At 71.4% G+C, this 17,629-nt stretch carries 15 protein-coding genes and 1 pseudogene; 5 read left to right on the forward strand and 11 right to left on the reverse strand.

The genetic code is table 11. From position 1 onward, the window contains the following. Positions 1–316, forward strand: a pseudogene (locus tag FNH05_RS12340) (MFS transporter); the annotation flags it as partial. A gap of 84 nt (positions 317–400) precedes the next feature. Beyond that, the gene (locus FNH05_RS12345) at positions 401–2,425 is read left to right on the forward strand and encodes a PhoX family protein (RefSeq protein WP_144587593.1); all 2,025 of its coding nucleotides are present in this window, start codon (positions 401–403) and stop codon (positions 2,423–2,425) included. Between the two features lie 37 nt (positions 2,426–2,462). On the opposite strand, the gene FNH05_RS12350 is transcribed toward FNH05_RS12345, so the two are convergent. Further along, positions 2,463–3,779, reverse strand: coding sequence for an MFS transporter (locus tag FNH05_RS12350; RefSeq protein ID WP_144587595.1), 1,317 nt, complete (start codon positions 3,777–3,779; stop codon positions 2,463–2,465). Positions 3,780–3,834: 55 nt separating this feature from the next. Here FNH05_RS12350 and FNH05_RS12355 point away from each other — a divergent pair, with 55 nt between their 5' ends. Beyond that, positions 3,835–4,524, forward strand: a complete 690-nt coding sequence (locus FNH05_RS12355) for an SDR family oxidoreductase (protein ID WP_144587597.1) — start codon at positions 3,835–3,837, stop codon at positions 4,522–4,524. Positions 4,525–4,532: 8 nt separating this feature from the next. Here the strand turns inward: FNH05_RS12355 and FNH05_RS12360 are convergent, their stop codons facing one another. From FNH05_RS12360 to FNH05_RS12370, 3 genes are read right to left on the reverse strand one after another with little or no spacing between them, the layout of a single operon-like run. After that, positions 4,533–5,840, reverse strand: a complete 1,308-nt coding sequence (locus FNH05_RS12360; RefSeq protein ID WP_144587599.1) for an amidohydrolase family protein — start codon at positions 5,838–5,840, stop codon at positions 4,533–4,535. 46 nt (positions 5,841–5,886) lie between these two features. Beyond that, positions 5,887–6,537 carry a response regulator transcription factor gene (locus FNH05_RS12365; RefSeq protein ID WP_144587601.1) on the reverse strand — a complete coding sequence of 217 codons (651 nt, stop codon included), beginning with the start codon at positions 6,535–6,537 and terminating at the stop codon, positions 5,887–5,889. Positions 6,538–6,563: 26 nt separating this feature from the next. Then, positions 6,564–8,246 carry a sensor histidine kinase gene (locus FNH05_RS12370; protein ID WP_144587603.1) on the reverse strand — a complete coding sequence of 561 codons (1,683 nt, stop codon included), beginning with the start codon at positions 8,244–8,246 and terminating at the stop codon, positions 6,564–6,566. Positions 8,247–8,320: 74 nt separating this feature from the next. Here FNH05_RS12370 and FNH05_RS12375 point away from each other — a divergent pair, with 74 nt between their 5' ends. Together FNH05_RS12375 and FNH05_RS12380 are read left to right on the forward strand one after the other, a co-directional pair. Continuing rightward, entirely contained in the window at positions 8,321–9,016 is a 696-nt protein-coding gene (locus FNH05_RS12375; protein ID WP_144587605.1) for an ABC transporter ATP-binding protein, read from the forward strand. After that, positions 9,013–11,217 carry an FtsX-like permease family protein gene (locus tag FNH05_RS12380; protein WP_144587607.1) on the forward strand — a complete coding sequence of 735 codons (2,205 nt, stop codon included), beginning with the start codon at positions 9,013–9,015 and terminating at the stop codon, positions 11,215–11,217. The genes FNH05_RS12375 and FNH05_RS12380 overlap by 4 nt, the downstream gene beginning before the upstream one ends. 43 nt (positions 11,218–11,260) lie before the next feature. On the opposite strand, the gene trmB is transcribed toward FNH05_RS12380, so the two are convergent. The 7 genes from trmB to FNH05_RS12415 form a co-directional block, all read right to left on the reverse strand. Continuing rightward, positions 11,261–11,965 (reverse strand): tRNA (guanosine(46)-N7)-methyltransferase TrmB, encoded by a 705-nt coding sequence (gene trmB / locus FNH05_RS12385; RefSeq protein ID WP_144587609.1) that lies wholly within the window; start codon positions 11,963–11,965, stop codon positions 11,261–11,263. Between the two features lie 77 nt (positions 11,966–12,042). Further along, a complete protein-coding gene (locus FNH05_RS12390; RefSeq protein ID WP_425458440.1) occupies positions 12,043–12,612 on the reverse strand; it encodes a hypothetical protein in 570 nt (189 codons plus the stop codon). Between the two features lie 157 nt (positions 12,613–12,769). Beyond that, positions 12,770–13,453: a hypothetical protein gene (locus tag FNH05_RS12395; RefSeq protein ID WP_144587613.1), complete on the reverse strand. Its 684-nt coding sequence runs from the start codon at positions 13,451–13,453 to the stop codon at positions 12,770–12,772. 234 nt (positions 13,454–13,687) lie between these two features. Further along, on the reverse strand, positions 13,688–14,458 hold the full coding sequence (locus FNH05_RS12400; protein ID WP_144587615.1) for an ABC transporter permease: 771 nt from the start codon (positions 14,456–14,458) through the stop codon (positions 13,688–13,690). Between the two features lie 15 nt (positions 14,459–14,473). Then, positions 14,474–15,412 carry an ABC transporter ATP-binding protein gene (locus FNH05_RS12405; RefSeq protein WP_144587617.1) on the reverse strand — a complete coding sequence of 313 codons (939 nt, stop codon included), beginning with the start codon at positions 15,410–15,412 and terminating at the stop codon, positions 14,474–14,476. 194 nt (positions 15,413–15,606) lie between these two features. Then, a complete protein-coding gene (locus FNH05_RS12410) occupies positions 15,607–16,275 on the reverse strand; it encodes a response regulator (protein WP_144587619.1) in 669 nt (222 codons plus the stop codon). Further along, positions 16,272–17,459: a sensor histidine kinase gene (locus FNH05_RS12415; RefSeq protein WP_425458441.1), complete on the reverse strand. Its 1,188-nt coding sequence runs from the start codon at positions 17,457–17,459 to the stop codon at positions 16,272–16,274. Before FNH05_RS12415 ends, FNH05_RS12410 begins: the two co-directional genes overlap by 4 nt. Positions 17,460–17,629: the final 170 nt, after the last annotated feature.

Genomic DNA, 17,629 nt, shown 5'->3' on the forward strand with positions numbered 1-17,629 from the left:
GGTGGTGACCGGGGTGATCGTGTCCGGGCTGGTTTCGGGTCTGCTCAACACACTTTTCACCGGAACCGCGATGTCGGTCGGCGACGCGCCGAGGCCGGTGGCGAGCGCGGGCTACAACTTCTGCCGCTGGCTGGGCGGCGCGGTGGCCGCGACGCTGGTCGGACACGTCGCGGGCTGGCTCGGCTCGCCGCGCGCCCCGTTCGTGGCGGCCGCGGTGCTGTGTGTGCTCGCCGCGGGCCTGCTCGCGGTGCGGCAGCGTTCGGCCGATCCGCACCGGTTGCCCGCCGGAGCCGCGCTGATCGGCGAAGAACTTTAAGATCTATTTACCTGATCTTTGGGATTACCTGGTTTTTCTCGCCTACCTTCGGTCTCCTTCCCCTGATCGAGCGATGGAGGCCCGGTGATCCTGCCCCTGTTCGTCCATGCCGGCGGTAGAGCCCCGCTGACCTGCGAGTACCGCTGCGGCAACGCCTGTGCGCATGAGGCACCGAACACCTCGGACAACGAGTACTTCGGCGAGGTCGCCAGGGGGGTGCTGTCCCGGCGCGGCGTGTTCAGGGCGGGGGCCGTGATGGCGGCCGCGGCCGGGGGCTTCGCCGCGCTGTCGGCGACCACCGCGCCGCCCGCCCTCGCCGCACGGCCCGGGCACGGGACGCACGGGAGGCCGGTGCCCGGCACGGATTTCCGGCCGGTGGCGCCCAACAGGGCCGACGCGCTGACGATCCCGCCCGGGTACCGGCAGAACGTGGTGATCCGCTGGGGCGACCCGGTCGTCCCGGGGGCGCCGGAGTTCGACGTGACGCGGCAGTCCGCCGCCGCGCAGGCGCGCCAGTTCGGCTACAACAACGACTTCGTCGGGCTGATCCCGCAGGGCCGGGACCGCTACCTGATGGTGGTCAACCACGAGTACACCACCGAGGTCCAGATGTTCCCGGCCGGGCGGTACGACCCGGCGAATCCGACCCGCGAGCAGGTGGAGATCGCCTGGGCGGCGCACGGGTTGTCGGTGGTCCAGGTGGTGCGGGGGCGTGACGGCGGACTCGAGGTGGTGCCGAGCCGCTACGGCCGCCGCATCACCCTGGACACCGAGTTCGAGGTGCGCGGACCGGCCGCGGGTTCGGTCCACCTGAGGACGTCGGCGGACCCGACGGGCCGGAAGGTCCGCGGTACCCAGAACAACTGCTCGGGCGGGGTGACCCCGTGGGGCACGGTGCTGTCCGGTGAGGAGAACTTCCACCAGTACTTCGCCAACTCCGAACAGGTCACCGACCCGGTGGCGCGGGCGCGGCTGAAGCGGTACGGCGTGGGCAAGGGCGCGAGCACCCGCAAGTGGGAGCGGTTCGACCGGCGATGGGACGTGGCGGCCGAACCCAACGAGCCCAACCGGTTCGGCTGGGTGGTCGAGATCGACCCGAACGACCCGGCTTCGACGCCGGTCAAGCACACCGCGCTCGGCCGGTTCAAGCACGAGGCCGCCACCGTGAAGATCACCAAGGATGGCCGGGTCGTGGTGTACTCGGGCGACGACGAGCGGTTCGACTACATCTACAAGTTCGTCTCCAAGGGCAGGTACAAGCCCGGCACCAGCGCGCACGCGCGGCGCCACAACTCGGCGCTCCTCGACGAAGGCACGCTCTACGTCGCGAAGTTCACCGGGGACAGCCCGGCGGGCGAGATCGACGGCAGCGGGAAGCCGCCGGCCGACGGCGAATTCGACGGGACCGGACAGTGGATCCCGCTGGCCGCCGGCAACAGGTCCTTTGTGGACGGTTTCACCGCCGAGGAGGTCTGCGTCTTCACGCGGCTCGCCGCGGACAAGGCGGGCGCGACGAAGATGGACCGGCCGGAGGACATCGAGCCGAACCCCGTCAACGGCCGCATCTACGCCGCGCTGACCAACAACAGCGACCGCGGCGCCGCGGGCAAGGCGGGCGCCGACGAGGTGAATCCCCGCAACGGCAACAAGAACGGGCATGTGCTGGAGTGGGAGGAGGCGGGCGGCGACGCGGCCGCGACCACCTTCTCCTGGCGGCTGCTGCTGGTCTGCGGCGACCCTTCCACCGCCGACACCTACTTCGGCGGTTTCCCGAAGGACCAGGTCAGCCCGATCTCCTGTCCGGACAACCTGGCCTTCGATCCCTACGGCAACCTCTGGATCGCCACCGACGGCAACGCGCTCGGCTCCAACGACGGGCTGTTCTCGGTCCCGGTCGACGGTCCCGAACGCGGGCACGTCAAGCAGTTCCTGACCGTGCCGGTGGGGGCCGAGACCTGCGGCCCGGTGGTCACCGGTGATTTCGTGGTGGTCGCGGTGCAGCACCCGGGTGAGGACGGCACTCCGGCCGCCCCGACCTCCCACTGGCCGGACGGTGGCAACGCGATGCCGCGTCCGGCCGTCGTTTCCGTTTGGCGCGACTGCCACTGACAGAAGGGTGGGCCACCGCGGCGGTGGCCCACCCTGGTCAGACCTCCCGCTCGCGCCGGGGATGGGCGCCCAGTGCGAGCGCGACCAGGGATCCGGCCAGCAGGCAGATCCCGACGGCCCACATCCCGGCGCGCTGGCTGCCGGTGAGGTCGGCCAGCCAGCCGGTGAGGTACGGCGCGGCGAACCCGCTGATGTTGCCCAGCGAGTTGATCAGGGCGATTCCGCCCGCCGCCGCGGTGCCGGACAGGAAGTTCGACGGCAGCGCCCAGAAGGTGGGCAGCGCGGAGATCACGCCGACCGCGCACAGCGTCACCGCTCCCATCGCCGCGTACGGGTTGCCAAGGTACAGCGCGATCGGGATGGCGATCCCGCCGAGCACCATCGGCAGCACGACGTGCCACTTCCGTTCCCCGGTCCGGTCGCCGTGCCGCGCCCAGAACACCATCACCACGGCCGCGACCACGTACGGGATCGCGGTCACGAGCCCGGCCTGCACCACCGAAAGCTTCGTGCCGAACTGCTGGTTGAACCCGGCGATGATGGTCGGCAGGAAGAAGCCCAGCGCGTAGAGCCCGTAGGCGATGGCGAAGTAGACGAACGCCAGCGCGAGGATCCGCGGGTGGGTGAGGGCCTTGCGCAGCGGCCAGTGGAACTCCGCCTCCGTCGCGCGGCGCTCCGCGTCGAGTTCCGCGGCGAGCCAGGTGCGTTCGTCCTCGTTCAGCCAGCGCGCCTTTTCCGGCCGGTCCGTCAGGAAGAACCACGTCACGAAGGCGAGCAGCATCGCGGGCACGCCTTCGACCAGGAACATGAACCGCCAGCCCGTCAGGCCGAACACGCCGTTGCCGTGCGCGATGAGCAGGCTCGACACCGTGGAGCCCAGTGCCGAGGACACCGGGACCGCGGTCATGAACAACGCGACCGCCTTCGCCCGCTGCGCCTTGGGGAACCAGTAGGTCAGGTAGAGGATGATGCCGGGGAAGAACCCGGCCTCGGCCACCCCGAGCAGGAACCGCAGGACCACCAGTGTGGTCGCGTTGGGCACGAAGGCCATCACCGTGGCCAGCGCGCCCCAGGTGATCATGATCCGGGCGAGCCAGCGGCGTGCGCCGAACCGGTGCAGCGCCAGGTTGCTCGGCACTTCGAGCAGCAGGTAGCCGAGGAAGAAGATCCCCGAGGCGAACCCGAAGGCGGTCGAGGTGAGGCCGAGTTCCTTGCGCATCCCGTTCGGTGCGGCGAAACCGATGTTGACGCGGTCGAGGTAGTTGACGAAGTAGAGCAGCGCCAGGAACGGCATGATCCGCACGGCGACCTTGGTGAGCACGCGCGTGCCCTCGGCGGTGGTCCTCGTTGACATGTCCGCATCTCATGCCACGGCGACTGGCCAGTCAAGGTCGTTTTACGGTATAGGCATGTCGGAAAGGCCACTCGCGCTCGTCACCGGAGCTTCCCGCGGGATCGGCGCGGCCATCGCGCGCGCCCTCGCCCCCACCCACCGGCTGCTGCTCGGCGGCCGGGACACCGAAGTGCTGTCCCGTCAGGCGGCGGAACTGCCCGAGGCCGAACCGTGGCCGGTGGAACTCACCGACCCGGACGCGGTGCGGGAGGCGGCCGCCCGGATCGAGCGGCTGGACGTGCTGGTGCATTCGGCCGGGCTGGCCGAACTGGGCACCGTCGAGCGGACCGAGGCGGACTCGTGGCGGCGCCAGTTCGAGGTGAACGTGGTGGCCGTCGTGGAGTTGACGCGTCTCCTGCTGCCCGCGCTACGGGCCGCCGGAGGGCATGTGGTGGTGATCAATTCGGGTTCCGGCCGCACCGCACGCGCGGGGTGGGGGGCCTACGCGGCCAGCAAGTTCGCCGCGCGCGCCTTCGCCGACGCGCTGAGGGCCGAGGAGGAGCGCAACGGCCTGCGGGTGACGTCGGTGTTCCCCGGCCGTACCGACACCGAGATGCAGCAGGCCGTGATCGCGGCCGAGGGCAAGGAGTACGCGCCGGGCGAGTACCTGCGTCCCGAATCGGTGGCCGCCGCGGTGCTTTCGGCCGTGGCCGCCACCGCGGACGCGCATCCCGCCGAGATCATCCTTCGCCCCCGCTCGCACTGAGCGGCGGTTCAGCCCCGCAGGCGGGCGGCGGCCTCGCGGGCGGCTTCCTGTGCCTTCGCGCGCTCCACCCGGACCGGCTCACCGTCGGCGATGACCTTTTCGCCCGCGACCCACACGTCGCGCACCCGGCGTGAGCCGGAGGCCCACACGAGGTTCGCCAGCAACTGCTCGTCCGACACGTCCAGTCCGGCGGCGAAGGCGAAGTCGTCGGTGTCGATGTGCACGAAGTCCGCCCATCGGCCCGGTTCCAGCGCGCCGATGTCGTCGCGGCCCAGCGCCTCGGCGCCGCCCCGGGTGGCCATCAGCAGCGCGTCCACCGCACGCACCGCCGTGGAGTCCTTTGTGGATAGACGGGCCAGCAGCGCGGAGAGCTGAACCTCCTCCCACAGGTCCAGGTCGTCGTTGCTGGCCGGGCCGTCGGTGCCGAGACCGACCGGGACCTTCGCCGCCCGCAGGTCGGTGAGCCGGGCGAAACCCGACGCCAGCTTGGCGTTCGAACCGGGGCAGTGCGCCACGCCGACACCCCGCGCGGCGAACAGCGCGATGTCCTCATCGGACAGATGCACCGCGTGCGCCGCCAGCACCCGGCCGTCGAGCAGACCCATCTTGTCCAGCAGGCGGGGCACCGAACCGTGTTCCGCCCGCTGCCGCTGGTCCTCGTCGGCGGCCTCGGCGACGTGGATCTGGACCAGCGCGCCGCGTTCGCGCGCCGCCTCACCGGTCAGGCGCAGCGCCTCCGGCGGCAGCATGTACGCCGAGTGCGCGGCGAAGGACAGTTCGATCCTCTCCCCCGGACCGAACCGCAGGCCGTCGGCGTCGATCCACCGCGCCGCCGCGTCGATCATCGCGCGCCAGTCGACGTTCGGCAGGTCGATGATGGGGCCGCCGAGCACCGCCCTGGCACCCGTGCTCAGCACCGCGTCGGCCATTTCCTCCGCGTGGAAGTACATCTCCGCGCTGGTGGTGACGCCGTGGCGCAGCATCTCCAGCGAGCCGAGGACCATGCCCGCCCGCACGTCCTCCGCGCGCAGATTCGCTTCGAGCGGCCAGATGATCTCGTTGAGCCAGCGCACGAGCGGCAGGTCGCCCCCCATCCCGCGCAGCAGCGTCATCGGGCTGTGCGCGTGTGCGTTCACCAGGCCCGGCAGCAGGATCCCGGTCAGCTCGGTGACCGGTGCGGCCGAGTCCGGGGCCGCGGCGCGCGGTCCGCAGTAGGTGATCCGCCCGTCGTCGGCGACGTCCACCACCGCGTCGCGGAGCACGGAACACGCCGGATCGCAGGGCAGGACGACCGGAGCACGGAATCGACGCGACATCGCTTCAGTCTAGAGCCCGAGTCCGGCGTCCCCGCCGGGGAAACACCTAGTCCAGCAGTCCGCTGCGCCAGGCCCAGGCGGCGATCTCGACGCGGTTGCGCGCGCCGATCTTGCTCTGGACCGAGGCCAGGTGGGTCTTCACCGTGGACAGCGACAGGTACAGCTCCGCCCCGATCTCGGTGTTGGTCAGCCCACGCGCGGCCGCGCGCACCACGTCGAGTTCCCGTGCCGTCAGCGGCTCCTTCGGCGGCGCTTCCACGGTCTTCGCCGAGCGGCCGTTGAAGTGCTTGAGCAGGCGCACCGTGATCTGCGGGGAGACCAGCGCGTCACCGCGGTGGGCCGCGCGGACCGCCTCGATCAGCAGGGCGGGCCCGGCGTCCTTGAGGAGGAAACCGCTGGCGCCGTTGCGCAGTGCGGTGTGCACGTACTCGTCGAGGTCGAAGGTGGTCACCACGACCACCTTCACCGGATCGGCCACCGTGGGCCCGGCGAGCTGCCGGGTCACCTCCAGCCCGTCGAGCCCGGGCATGCGGATGTCCAGCAGGCAGACGTCGGGGCGCAGTTCCCGCGTCTTCTGCACCGCGCTGACGCCGTCGGGGACGTCGGCGACCACCTCGATGTCCTCCTGCGAGTCGAGGATCATGCGGAACCCGGTCCGCACCATGCTCTGGTCGTCGGCGATGAGCACCCGAATCACTGCGGTCTCCCCCTCATCCACGCGGTCTACGTGCCGTGCAGTGGCAGCCATGCTTCCACCAGCCAGCCGCCGTCGACCGGCCCGGCGGTGAGCCTGCCGTGCAGCAGCTCGACCCGCTCGCGCATGCCGACCAGACCGTAGCCTCCCGAACCGCCCGCCGGACGGTCCACCCGGTACCCGTCGTTGTCCACCCGGATGTGCAGCTCGTCGCCGACCGTCTCGGCGAGCACGTGGACGCGGCTCGCGTTCGGGGCGTGCTTGCCCACGTTGGTCAGCGACTCCTGCACCAGCCGCAGGGCGGACCGGGCCACCTCCTGCGGGACGTCCGCCGAGATCCGCAGGTCCGCCTCGGTCGGCACGCCGTGGTGTCCCGCCTCGACGAGCCCGCGCAGATCGGCTTCCAGATCGGTGGTCGCCTGCTCGGCGGTATGGGTGGAACTGCGCATGCTGCCCACCAGCCGCCGCATCGCGACCAGCGCCTCCGTGCCCGCCTCCTCGATGCGGCCCAGCGCTTCCATCGCCATCGCCGGGTTCTGGCCGCCGATCATCTTCGCTGCCTGCGCCTGCACCACGATGCCGGTGACGTGGTGGGCCACCACGTCGTGCAGTTCCCTGGCCAGTGCCATGCGCTCCGAGGTCTGTGCCTCGGTGACCGCCGCCTCGACCGCGCGAGCCCGTTCCGAGTCCCGAGCCCGGAAGTACAGCCCGACCGCCACCGAAATACCCAGCAACAGCAGCGCGCCGATGAACAGCGTGGAGAGCGAGACACTCGGCGCTTCCAACACACTGAGCCCGACGGCGACCGACATCAGCGCGATGGCCGCACTGGCCTGGGCTCGCGTGGTGTAGCGGACCAGGAACACCACGATCGCCATCCCGGCCAGCACCTGGGTCGGCGGGGGCGTGTAGAACAAACGGTCGGAGCTGACCGGGCTCGCCCCTCCGGCGACCCCGGAGACCAGGAACGTCACGGACATCAGCACCGCCGCGAGCACGGGCGAACGGGCGGCGTACACCGCGAGCGCCGCGCCCGCGACGGAGCACAGCAGGAGCGGGAAGAGCCACGGCCCGCGGTGCAGGGTCTGGTTGAGTTCCAGGAACAGCGGCAGGCACAGCAAACCGATGAGCGGCCACTGCGCGAGGGCCAGACTGGTGACGGCGGCCGGCGGTCGCTGCCGCTGCGGCCCCCGGAACCGGATGCCCATGGCCACCGCACCGGCCAGGAGCAGCGCGCCCGCGCCGAAGGTCCCCACGAGCCCGCTGGTCAAGTGCCCCCCGCCCGAGCGCATGACCACGGCGAACAGCGCGGCGAAGGTGAGTGCGACGGTGGAGGTGAACGCCGAGGCGGGGCGTTCGCGGCGCACGGTCGCCATGACCAGTTCGAGTCCGGCCACCGTCTCGGTCAGCGACAGGCTGTTGAGCAGGGTCGAATAGGCGGCGGCGGCGGTGAGGTGGATGAGCACGGTCGACCCGACGAGCACCGCGGCCGCGGTGAACGCGGCGGCAGCGGGCCGTCGCTTCGCCCACAACGCGCAGGCGAACATCGCGAGGATGCCCGGCAGGAGGTAGAGATCGCGGCCCTTCGGCCCGATGTCGTCGAAGGCGGCGGGGAACACGATCAACAGGTCGCCCAGCAGTGCCGCGAGCAACACCGCACCCTCGAGCCCCAGGTGGCGCCAGGCCCAGTTCAGGCGATCGGAGAAGGACACACCGCGACGGTAGAGGACCGCACCGCCCGCCGACCTTGGCCGGGTGGCGGTCCCCGGCTGTGACCCTGCTTGGCATGAATCCACAGTGGAATGGCCGGGGGGTCCTGTCCGGCCGGGGGTTGGTGAAGCGGTACGGCGAGCAGTACGCGCTGGCCGGGGTGGACATCGACATCGCGGCGGGGGAAGCGGTCGCGATCGTCGGCCCCTCCGGTTCGGGCAAGAGCTCCCTGCTGCACGTGCTGGCCGGCATCCTGCGCCCCGATTCGGGTGAGATCCGCCTGGGGGACGAGCGGATCGACCAGTTCTCCGAGAAGCGCCGCAGCGAGTTGCGGCGCCGCGAGTTCGGGTTCGTCTTCCAGCAGGGGATGCTGGTCGCGGAGCTGACCGCCGAGGAGAACGTCGCGCTGCCGATGCTGCTCGGCGGGGCGGGACGCAGGCAGGCGCTGACGGCGGCGCGGGAATGGCTGGCCAGGCTGGGGCTCGGCGGCCGGGAGGGCAGCCGCCCCGGCGAACTGTCGGGCGGGCAGGCGCAGCGCGTGGCGATCGCCAGGGCGCTCACCCACCGGCCGAAGGTGATCTTCGCCGACGAGCCGACCGGCGCGCTGGACAGCCGCACCGGCAAGGACACCATGAACGCCCTGCTCGACGCCGCGACCGAAGCCGGGGCGTCGGTGCTCATCGTGACCCACGACCGTGAGCTCGCCGCGTCGCTGCCACGGGCGGTGACCATCCGCGACGGGCGGATCACCACCGGGGTGACCGTCGGATGAACCCGGTGCAGTTGGCGTTCCGGGTGTTGCGGGCCGACCGCCGCACCCGGGTCTCGACCCTGCTCATCGCCGTCGGTGTGGCCGTCGCGACCGGCCTGGTGCTGCTGCTGATGAGCCTGCCGCAGGCGACCAAGGCCAGGGCCGTGCGCACCGTCTGGACCGCCACCTACAGCTCGCCCGCCCCGGCCACCATGATGTTCGCGAAGAGCGAGGACTTCACCGAGGGCGACCCGGTGACCAGGGTGGACCTGGCGGCCAAAACCGATCCGGCCGCCATCACGCTGCCCCCGGGACTGCCGCGGTTCCCGCGGCCCGGCGAGGTGCTCGTCTCACCCGCCCTGCTGGAGCGGATGCACAAGCTGTCCCCCGCCCAGCTCGCCGACCGGTTCCCCGGCCGGGTCGTGGGCACCCTCACCGACCAGGCGCTCGCGTTCCCCGGCGAACTGGTCGCCGTGGTCGGGCACACGCCCGATTCGATGCCGTCCGGAGCAGCGGCGCTGCCCGGTTTCCGCGGCAGCGAGCACACCGACGGTGATCCGTCGCTGAATCTGCTGGCCTGGGTGGGGATCGTGGTGCTGCTGGTGCCGAGCCTCGCGCTGGTCGGCTCGTCGTCGCGGCTGATCGCCGCCCGCCGGGAACGGCGGCTGGCCGCACTCCGGCTCGCCGGAGCCACGCCCGGGCAGGTCACCGCGACCGTCGCGGCGGAGACGGGGATCGCCGCCGTGGTCGGTGCGCTGCTCGGCCTGGCCGTCAGTCCCGTGCTGCGCTGGCTGGCGACCTTCGTGCCGTGGGGCGGCGGAACCTGGTTGGCGGGCGATTTCCGGTTGCCGCTCGCGGAGACCGCATCCATCGTCGCGGGGATGCCGGTGCTCGTGGTGCTTGCCGCGGTGCTCGGCCTGCGCCGCGTGATGCGCAACCCGATCGGTGCCGCCTCCGCGCAGACGCCCAAACCACTGCGGGCCTGGCGCCTGCTCGCCCTGCCCCTCACCGGGGCGGCCTTCTACTTCGCGGTCAGCGGCAAGAAGATCGAAGTGCCGCTGGTGATGCTGACCTTGTTCCTCCTGCTCGGCTCGGTGCTGGTGGTCGGGCCCTGGCTCACCTACGCGGCGGGCCGGATCTTCGTGCGTCTCTGGCGCAGGCCCTCCGGTCTGCTCGCGGGCCGCCGGCTGCTGGACGATCCCCGCGGGGCGTACCGGGCCTCGGCCGGGGTGGTGCTCGCGGTGCTGGTCGGTTCCATGGCGCTGACCCTGATGGCCTGCTTCGAGGGCATGTCCGGGGGCGGCGGCAGCTTCCGGGACCCGGTGCTGCTGGCCTACTCCGAGAACGACCAGGCCGCCGCGCTGGTGTCCAGGGTCGATGCCCGGCTGGCGGGGTACGGTCAGCGGGCGCGGGCGGTCGCGCTCGGCGAGGTGTCGCTGACCAGGGGTGGCAGCCATTACCGCGCCCTCGTCGTCCCGTGCGAGCAGGCCGGGCAGCTGCTGCGGGTCGAGGTGGGCTGTCTCGGCACGCCCGCCGTCTACCTGCCGTCCGGGGCGGGGAACCTCCGGATCGCCGGGCACGAGGCGCCCGTCCCACTGGCCGAGGGGGTGCGGGTCGGCGGGTTCCACGCCCTCGACTCCGACGTCACGATCAATGGGATCGTCGACCCGGCGGTACTGCCCGCGGGGGTGGAGCCGGAGCAGACGATCGTCGCCGTCTCCACCGAGGGAAGCGATCCCGAAGTGGTGCGCACGGTGCTGGGGGCGGGCGGTGACAGCGTCTTCGGCCGCGACACCTACCTGGCCGAACAGGACGGCGCGCTCGGGGACCTGCGGCGGGTGACGGTGATCGGGCTCGTCGTGGCGGGGGCTTTGGCCGGCGGCAGCGCGGCGATCTCGACCGCGGGTTCGGTGCTCGACCGGCGCCGCACCTTCGGCGCGCTGATCGCGGCGGGGACCCCGGTGCCGGTGCTGTCCCGGGCACTGCGGGCAGAGGCCGCACTCCCCGCGCTGGTGGCCACCGTCGGCGCGGGCGGCATGGGCGTCGGAGTCGGGCTCGGGTTGTTCCACCTGATCCAGATCAAGCGGCCGGGCGCGGTCGCGGCCGTGACGGCCTGGGCCAGCACCCCGGTGGTGCTCGGCATCGGGGTGGCCCTGCTGGCCGCGTCGGTGTGCACCCCGGCGCTCAACCGGGTGCGTGCGGAGCCGCTGAGCGACGAATGAGACGGCCGGGGCGACCCCCTCGGGGGTGGGGGCGCCCCGGTGCTCACAGCTCCGGCACGCGCTCGAAGATCAGGTCGCGGCTGATCCGCCCCTCTTCGTTCGCGCGCTGCTCGAACTTCGTCACCGGCCGCCAGCTGGGGCGGGGAGCCCAGTCGGGGAAGCGGTTGCGCAGCAGCGGCTCGGCCGAGCAGACCTCCAGCATCTGCTCGGCGTAGTGCGCCCAGTCGGTCGCCAGGTGCAGCATGCCGCCGGGAGCCAGCCGCGAGGCCACCAGCCGGACGAACTCGGGCTGGACGAGCCTCCGCTTGTGGTGCCGCTTCTTGGGCCACGGATCGGGGAAGAAGATCCGGACACCCGACAGGGAATCCGGCGGGATGTGCTCGGTCAGCAGGATCACCGCGTCGCCGTGCAGCAGCCGCAGGTTGGTCAGGCCCAGCTTCTCGGCCCGCAGCATCAGCTGGCCGAGGCCCGCTTCGTACACCTCGACCGCGACGTAGTTGACCTCGGGTTCGGCGGCCGCGAGCTGAGCCGTCGTCTCGCCCATACCGGAACCGATCTCCAGCAGGACCGGGGCGGGCCTGCCGAACCAGGCGGCGAAGTCGATCGGGCCGGGCGGCAGCTCGGACACGCGGCGGCCGAGTTCCGGCCACCGCTGCGTCCAGGCCCGCTGCTGCCCGACGGTCATCCGGCCGCCGCGCTGCACATAGCTGACCACGCTGCGCAGGCGCGGTTGATGCTCGCTTTCCACGACTCCCAAGTTAGAGGCCGGGGGCCCGGGTCACCGCAGGTGGCCCGCCTTTCGGGGGGCACCACCCGCCCGGGGTGTCAGCGCACCGCCTCGAACTCCCCCAGCCGGGACCGCAACCCGGCCGGGCCGGCCACCGCGATCGGTTCGGGCGTGCTCCCGGTGTGGGCGGGCAGCACGTCGATCCACCCGGTGTGGCGGCTGGTGTTGAGGATCGTGGTCGGGATGTGGTGCCCCGATCTGCCGCGCTCGGACGGCATGAACTCCCAGTACCCGGAGTCGCCGTCGGCGACCCACGGCACGAACTCCCAGCCCGGCCGCCGGGACAGCAGGTGCGCCATGCGGTCTTCGATGCGGAACCCCGCCGCCCGCGACTCGAGCCTGCCCTCGGCGAGGGCCCGCAGCCACCAGGGGGCCGGGATCGGCTCGTTCCGCTCGCTCATCCTGCGGAACAGTGCGAGCACCTCGGCCTCCGGCGCGCGGTGGATCCAGGCACGGCGGATCCCGGCAGGCGTGGTGGCGGAAATCGCGTCACGCGGCAGTTCGAGCGCCTGGGACCACTGAAGCGCGTCCAATGGTTCGAGAGTGGGCTGCGGCGCGGCGTTGCGCGGAGGGGGAACGGGCAGACCGAATTCTCGTCCGACATCCACTGTCAAGGGTCACCTCCGTGGAGTCTCCCGACGTGGTTACCCTTATTTTCGCTGGTCAACGACCCTGTTGTCCGCTCCCTGTGAGGCCGGCCACAGAGGCTTTACGGGTTGTTAACCCGAGGCCGCCAACGCGAGTGAGGATTTCTTCGATTAAACCTCAGTTTTTGTCGCGTACGACACCCGCCGTGAATACGAGTAGGCAGAAGGCCGCGAAATAGAGCCCGTACCAGCCCGCGCTCAGCGGCAGCCCGGGGTGCCAGCCTGCCACCTGGTTCGCGGCGAAGAATGGCAGCCACCGCTGGACCCCGGGAGCCCAGAAGGCCAGGCCCTCGACCAGTTGCGTCCACCCGAGCACGATCGCGACCGCAGGAAGCGGTGCCCGCACCAGGAGACCGACGCCGAGCCCCAGCAGCGCGGTCAGCGCGAACAGCACGGACTGCCCGAGTACCGCGCGCCAGTCCGCGGCGGTGTGCAGGCCGAGGTCGACCTCGGGGTCCACCACGGTGGCCAGCGCCCACGAGCCGAATCCGGCGGCGAGCCCGACCAGCGCCGACCAGCCACCGACCACCATCGCATTGGCCAGCACCTGCCGCCGTCCCGGTGAGGCCTGCCGGACGAGTCGGCGCTCCACGGTCGCGGCGAGCACCGCCATCACCAGGATCACCGTGCGCCCGAACGTCTCCGCCGTCTGGGTGCCACCGACGGTCACGGGCAGTTCGTCGCCTTCGACGATCAGGCGCGCCGCGCCGAGACCCGCCGACGCGACCACCGCGAGCACCGCGGCCCACCAGGTCACGGGCGTGCTGAACAGTCTGACGCGCGCTGCCGCGAGCAGGCTCACTCCTGACCCCCAGGGTTACCCGGCCGGTTCCCCCGGCCCACTGCATGAAATGCCTGCTCCAGTGAACCCTGTTGCGCGCCGAGCCGCGTACCGGGTCACCACTCACCGGCCCAGGGCGGAAAGGACAGGGCCCGGGCCACCCCCCGAATGGCGGCCCGGGCCTGTCTCCCCTGTTCCGGCGCGACGTTCCCCGAATTCACGCCCTCGCCGGAGTTCCCCTGTGGTGGTCTTTCGTCAGGCGTCCCGCCGCTTCGCGACCGCGAGCGCCGCGCCGAGCAGCACCAGCGCGACGGCCGCGAAGTAGGCCAGTGCCCAGCCCTGCCCGAGCGTGGAGGTGGACAGCGGGGCCCCGGCCGCCACGTCGCGGCCGACGTTGGTGGCACCGTTGCCGGTGAGGAACTTCTCCGCGACGTTGAACGGCATCCACCGGTAGATGTCCGGCCCGATCGACGGGATGAGCTTGACCAGGCTCTCCACCGCCAGCGAGTAGATCAGCAGCAGTGCGATGGCGCCCGCGCTGTGCCGCAGCATGATGCCGACGGCGACCGCGATCACCGCGGCGAACGCGTAGACCACCCCCACCCCGGCGACGTTGATCCAGGCCGCGGCGCTGTCCAGCGCCAGGTGCGCGTGCGGCTTGAGCAGCCTGCCGACGCCCCAGGAACCGAAGGCGCTGATCTCGCCGATGACCAGGGCGAGCACGGCAACCACGGTGGTCTTGGCGAGCAGCGCCGAGGTGCGGCCCGGCACCGCCTGGAAGGTGGTGCGGATGGTGTTGAACCGGTACTCGGTGGTCACCGACAGCGCCGCCAGCACCATGATCACCGCCATCCCGAAGCTGTAACCGAACTGGGTGGAGGCGACGGTGGCGGAGAATTCGACGTCGTTGGCGTTGCCGACCACGAGCGCGGCGAACCCGATGGTCAGCACGAGCGTGGTCAGGGCGCACCACCACGGTGAGCGGGTGGTGAACAGCTTGATGCGTTCGACTGCGAGCAGAGTCATTGGTCTTCGTCTCCCCTAGTTCGCGCTCGGCTCGAGCAGCGCCGCGCCGGTGGGCAGGCCGGTCTGGTACTCCACGGAGTCGCCGGTGATCTGCATGAACGCCTGCTCCAGCGAACCGGTCTGCGGGCTGAGTTCGTGCAGCACGATCTGGTGCTGGGCGGCCAGCTCACCGATCTTGTCACTGTCCATTCCGGACACCAGGATGCCGCCGTCGGAGTCGGTGACGGCGACCCCGGCCTCCGCGAGCTCGGCGCGCAGCCGGTCGAGGTGCGGGCTGCGGACCTTGACCGTGTTCTCCGCGGCCCTGGCCACGAACTCCTTCGTGGTGCTCTGCGAGATGAGCTGCCCCCGGCCGATCACGACCAGGTTGCCCGCGGTCAGTGCCATCTCCGAGAGCAGGTGGCTGGAGACGAACACGGTCCGGCCGTCCTCGGCCAGCCGCTGCATGAACCGGCGGATCCACAGGATCCCCTCCGGGTCGAGCCCGTTGACCGGTTCGTCGAACAGCAGTACCTCCGGGTCGCCGAGCAGGGCCGCGGCGATGCCCAGCCGCTGCGACATGCCCAGCGAGAAGCTCCCGGCGCGCTTGCCTGCCACCCCGGTCAGGCCCACGGTCTCGAGCACCTCGTCGACCCGGCGCGCCGGGATCTTGTTCGACTTCGCCATCCAGGTCAGGTGGGCCCGGGCGGAGCGGTTCGGATGCACCCACTTGGCGTCCAGCAGCGCGCCGACCGTCCGCAGCGGGTGCTTCAGGTCCTGGTAGCGCTTGCCGCCGATGCGGACCTCGCCCGCGGTGGGCGTGTCCAGCCCGAGGATCATGCGCATGGTGGTCGACTTCCCGGCCCCGTTGGGGCCGAGGAAACCGGTTACCTGTCCGGCGTCCACGCTGAAGGACAGGTTGTTCACGGCCAGCGTCTTGCCGTATCTCTTGGTGAGGCCGGATGCCTCGATCATGGCTTCTCCCCTGATCAGAGCCTGTGCTTAACCCTGTCGGCCCATCTTCTCGGATCAGGCGCCACCGACGCGTCATCCTGTGGTCCGAACTTCCACCCGACTGCGGTAGTAGCTTCCCCTGCGCCCGTCACGGGCGGGATCGGTGATGTCCCTGACTCGCCCCTGACCTTTCCCCGGCCCGGCTCGGGGTCGGTTCAGGCGAAAGTGCCGTTCTGGCCGGGGCGGATCAGACCGGTTTCGTAGGCGAGGACGACGGCCTGGACGCGGTCGCGGAGCCCGAGCTTGGCGAGGATGCGCCCGACGTGGCTCTTCACCGTCGCCTCCGAAAGGAACAGCGTCTCGGCGATTTCGACGTTCGACAGGCCCTTCGCGATGAGCACCAGCACCTCGCGCTCCCGTTCGGTGAGCGGCGTCAGTGCCGACTCGTCACGCAGTTGCCCGGCGCCCGCGCTGACGAAACGGTCGAGCAGGCGGCGGGTGACCGAGGGCGAAACCACGGCGTCGCCGCTGGCCACCGCGTGCAGTGCGGCCACCAGCTGGGCGGGCGGGATGTCCTTGAGCAGGAAGCCACTGGCCCCGCCCTGCAGCGCCGCGTACACGTATTCGTCGAGGTCGAAGGTCGTCATCACGAGGACCCGCGAGCTGCCCGATTCGACGATGCGCCTGGTCGCCTCGACCCCGTCGAGCACCGGCATGCGGACGTCCATCAGCACCACGTCCGGCCGCAGCGTGGCGGCCAGCTCCACGGCCTCGGCGCCGTTACCGGCCTCACCGACCAGGTCGACGTCCTGCTGGGCGCCGAGCACCATCCGGAACCCGGCCCGCATCAGCTCCTGGTCGTCGACCACGACAACACGGATCACGAGGCCAACCTAACCGGCAGGGTGGCGCGCACCCGCCAGCCACCGCCCGGAGCCGGTCCCACGTCGAGCGTGCCGCCGTAGACGTGGGCGCGCTCACGCATCCCGATCAGCCCGTTGCCCCCCGGCAGCGCCGTTCCGACCGGCACCAGCTGCCGCGCCTTCCCCGCACCGTCGTCGATCACCTCGACCTCCACGACCTGCGGACCACGGCGGATCCGCACCTCCGCCCTGGCGCCGCGCCCCGCGTGCTTGAGGGTGTTGGTCAGCGACTCCTGGACGATGCGGTACACCCCGAGCGAGACTCCGGCGGGCAGGCCGCCGAGGCCGCCTTCGACGTCCAGCCGTACCGGGAGACCGGCCTGCCGCACCCGGTCCACGAGCTCCTCCATCGACTCCGCGTCCGGCTGGGGGATGCGTGGTTCGGCCGCGGGGTCCTCGTTGTTGCGGAGCACTTCCAGCAGGCGCCGCAGTTCGGCCAGTGCCTCCCGGCCCGTGCGTGAGATCGTCTCCACCGCGCGCTGCGCGAGATCGGGATCGGAGCGCACCGCGTAGGACGCACCGTCGGCCTGGACCACGATGACGCTTACCGCGTGCGCGACCACGTCGTGCAGTTCCCTGGCGATGCGGCCGCGCTCCTCCGCGACCGCGATCCGGCTCGCCTGGTCCCGTTCGGTTTCCAGCAGGTGCAGCCGTGCTTCGACCTCCTTGTGATAGGCCTGCCGGGCGCCGACGAACTCGCCGAGCACCCAGCAGAACGCGAAGACCAGCAAGGTGATGATCGCCCCGCCGATGCTGCCGGAGGTCCGGGTGAAGGCGAGCAGTCCCGCGCTGGTGAGCACGAGCCCCGCCAGGTAGTAGGCCGCCTGCCTGCGCCCGACGTACACCAGGAGCGTGTACAGCGCGATCACCGCGCCGAGGCTGCCGACGCCGAGGTCCAGCGCGCCGTGCACGGTGGCGGCGACCAGCGCGACGCAGGCCACGGTGAGCGGGTACCTGCGCCGGAACACCAGCGGCAGGGCCATCGCCAGGTCGACCGGGATCGCCACGTACCAGGGTGGGGCCGTGGGGTGCGGCGTCAGCGAGTCGACCAGGAGCAGCAGCAGGTCCGCCATCAGCAACAGCGCGGCGAGCAGGCTGTCCCCGGCCATCGGGTGTGCCCGCATCCACAGACTCAGTCGCCGCATGCGCTCACCCTAGGTGCATCGAGCGACAGCAGGATCCGTTGTCGACTTCACCTTGTGCCCGTCGGGCAGTCCTATGCTGTGAGGGGTTCGAGGCCCAGCAGGGCGGCTGTCCTGTCGTAGACGATGCGGGCGAGGGCGTCGTCCTGGGCGAGGGGGTGAGGGTGGTGCGG

It is taken from the genome of Amycolatopsis rhizosphaerae (genome assembly GCF_007713715.1).
Taxonomy (GTDB): Bacteria; Actinomycetota; Actinomycetes; order Mycobacteriales; family Pseudonocardiaceae; genus Amycolatopsis_E; species Amycolatopsis_E rhizosphaerae.

What these genes read in the sequence shown, in the direction of transcription:
- FNH05_RS12380 (WP_144587607.1), top strand. Translation starts at nt 9,013, where the DNA reads ATGAACCCGGTGCAGTTGGCGTTCCGGGTGTTGCGGGCCGACCGCCGC.
- FNH05_RS12400 (WP_144587615.1), bottom strand. Translation starts at nt 14,458, where the DNA reads ATGACTCTGCTCGCAGTCGAACGCATCAAGCTGTTCACCACCCGCTCA.
- FNH05_RS12350 (WP_144587595.1), bottom strand. Translation starts at nt 3,779, where the DNA reads ATGTCAACGAGGACCACCGCCGAGGGCACGCGCGTGCTCACCAAGGTC.
- FNH05_RS12375 (WP_144587605.1), top strand. Translation starts at nt 8,321, where the DNA reads ATGAATCCACAGTGGAATGGCCGGGGGGTCCTGTCCGGCCGGGGGTTG.
- FNH05_RS12405 (WP_144587617.1), bottom strand. Translation starts at nt 15,412, where the DNA reads ATGATCGAGGCATCCGGCCTCACCAAGAGATACGGCAAGACGCTGGCC.
- FNH05_RS12415 (WP_425458441.1), bottom strand. Translation starts at nt 17,459, where the DNA reads ATGCGGCGACTGAGTCTGTGGATGCGGGCACACCCGATGGCCGGGGAC.
- FNH05_RS12360 (WP_144587599.1), bottom strand. Translation starts at nt 5,840, where the DNA reads ATGTCGCGTCGATTCCGTGCTCCGGTCGTCCTGCCCTGCGATCCGGCG.
- FNH05_RS12355 (WP_144587597.1), top strand. Translation starts at nt 3,835, where the DNA reads ATGTCGGAAAGGCCACTCGCGCTCGTCACCGGAGCTTCCCGCGGGATC.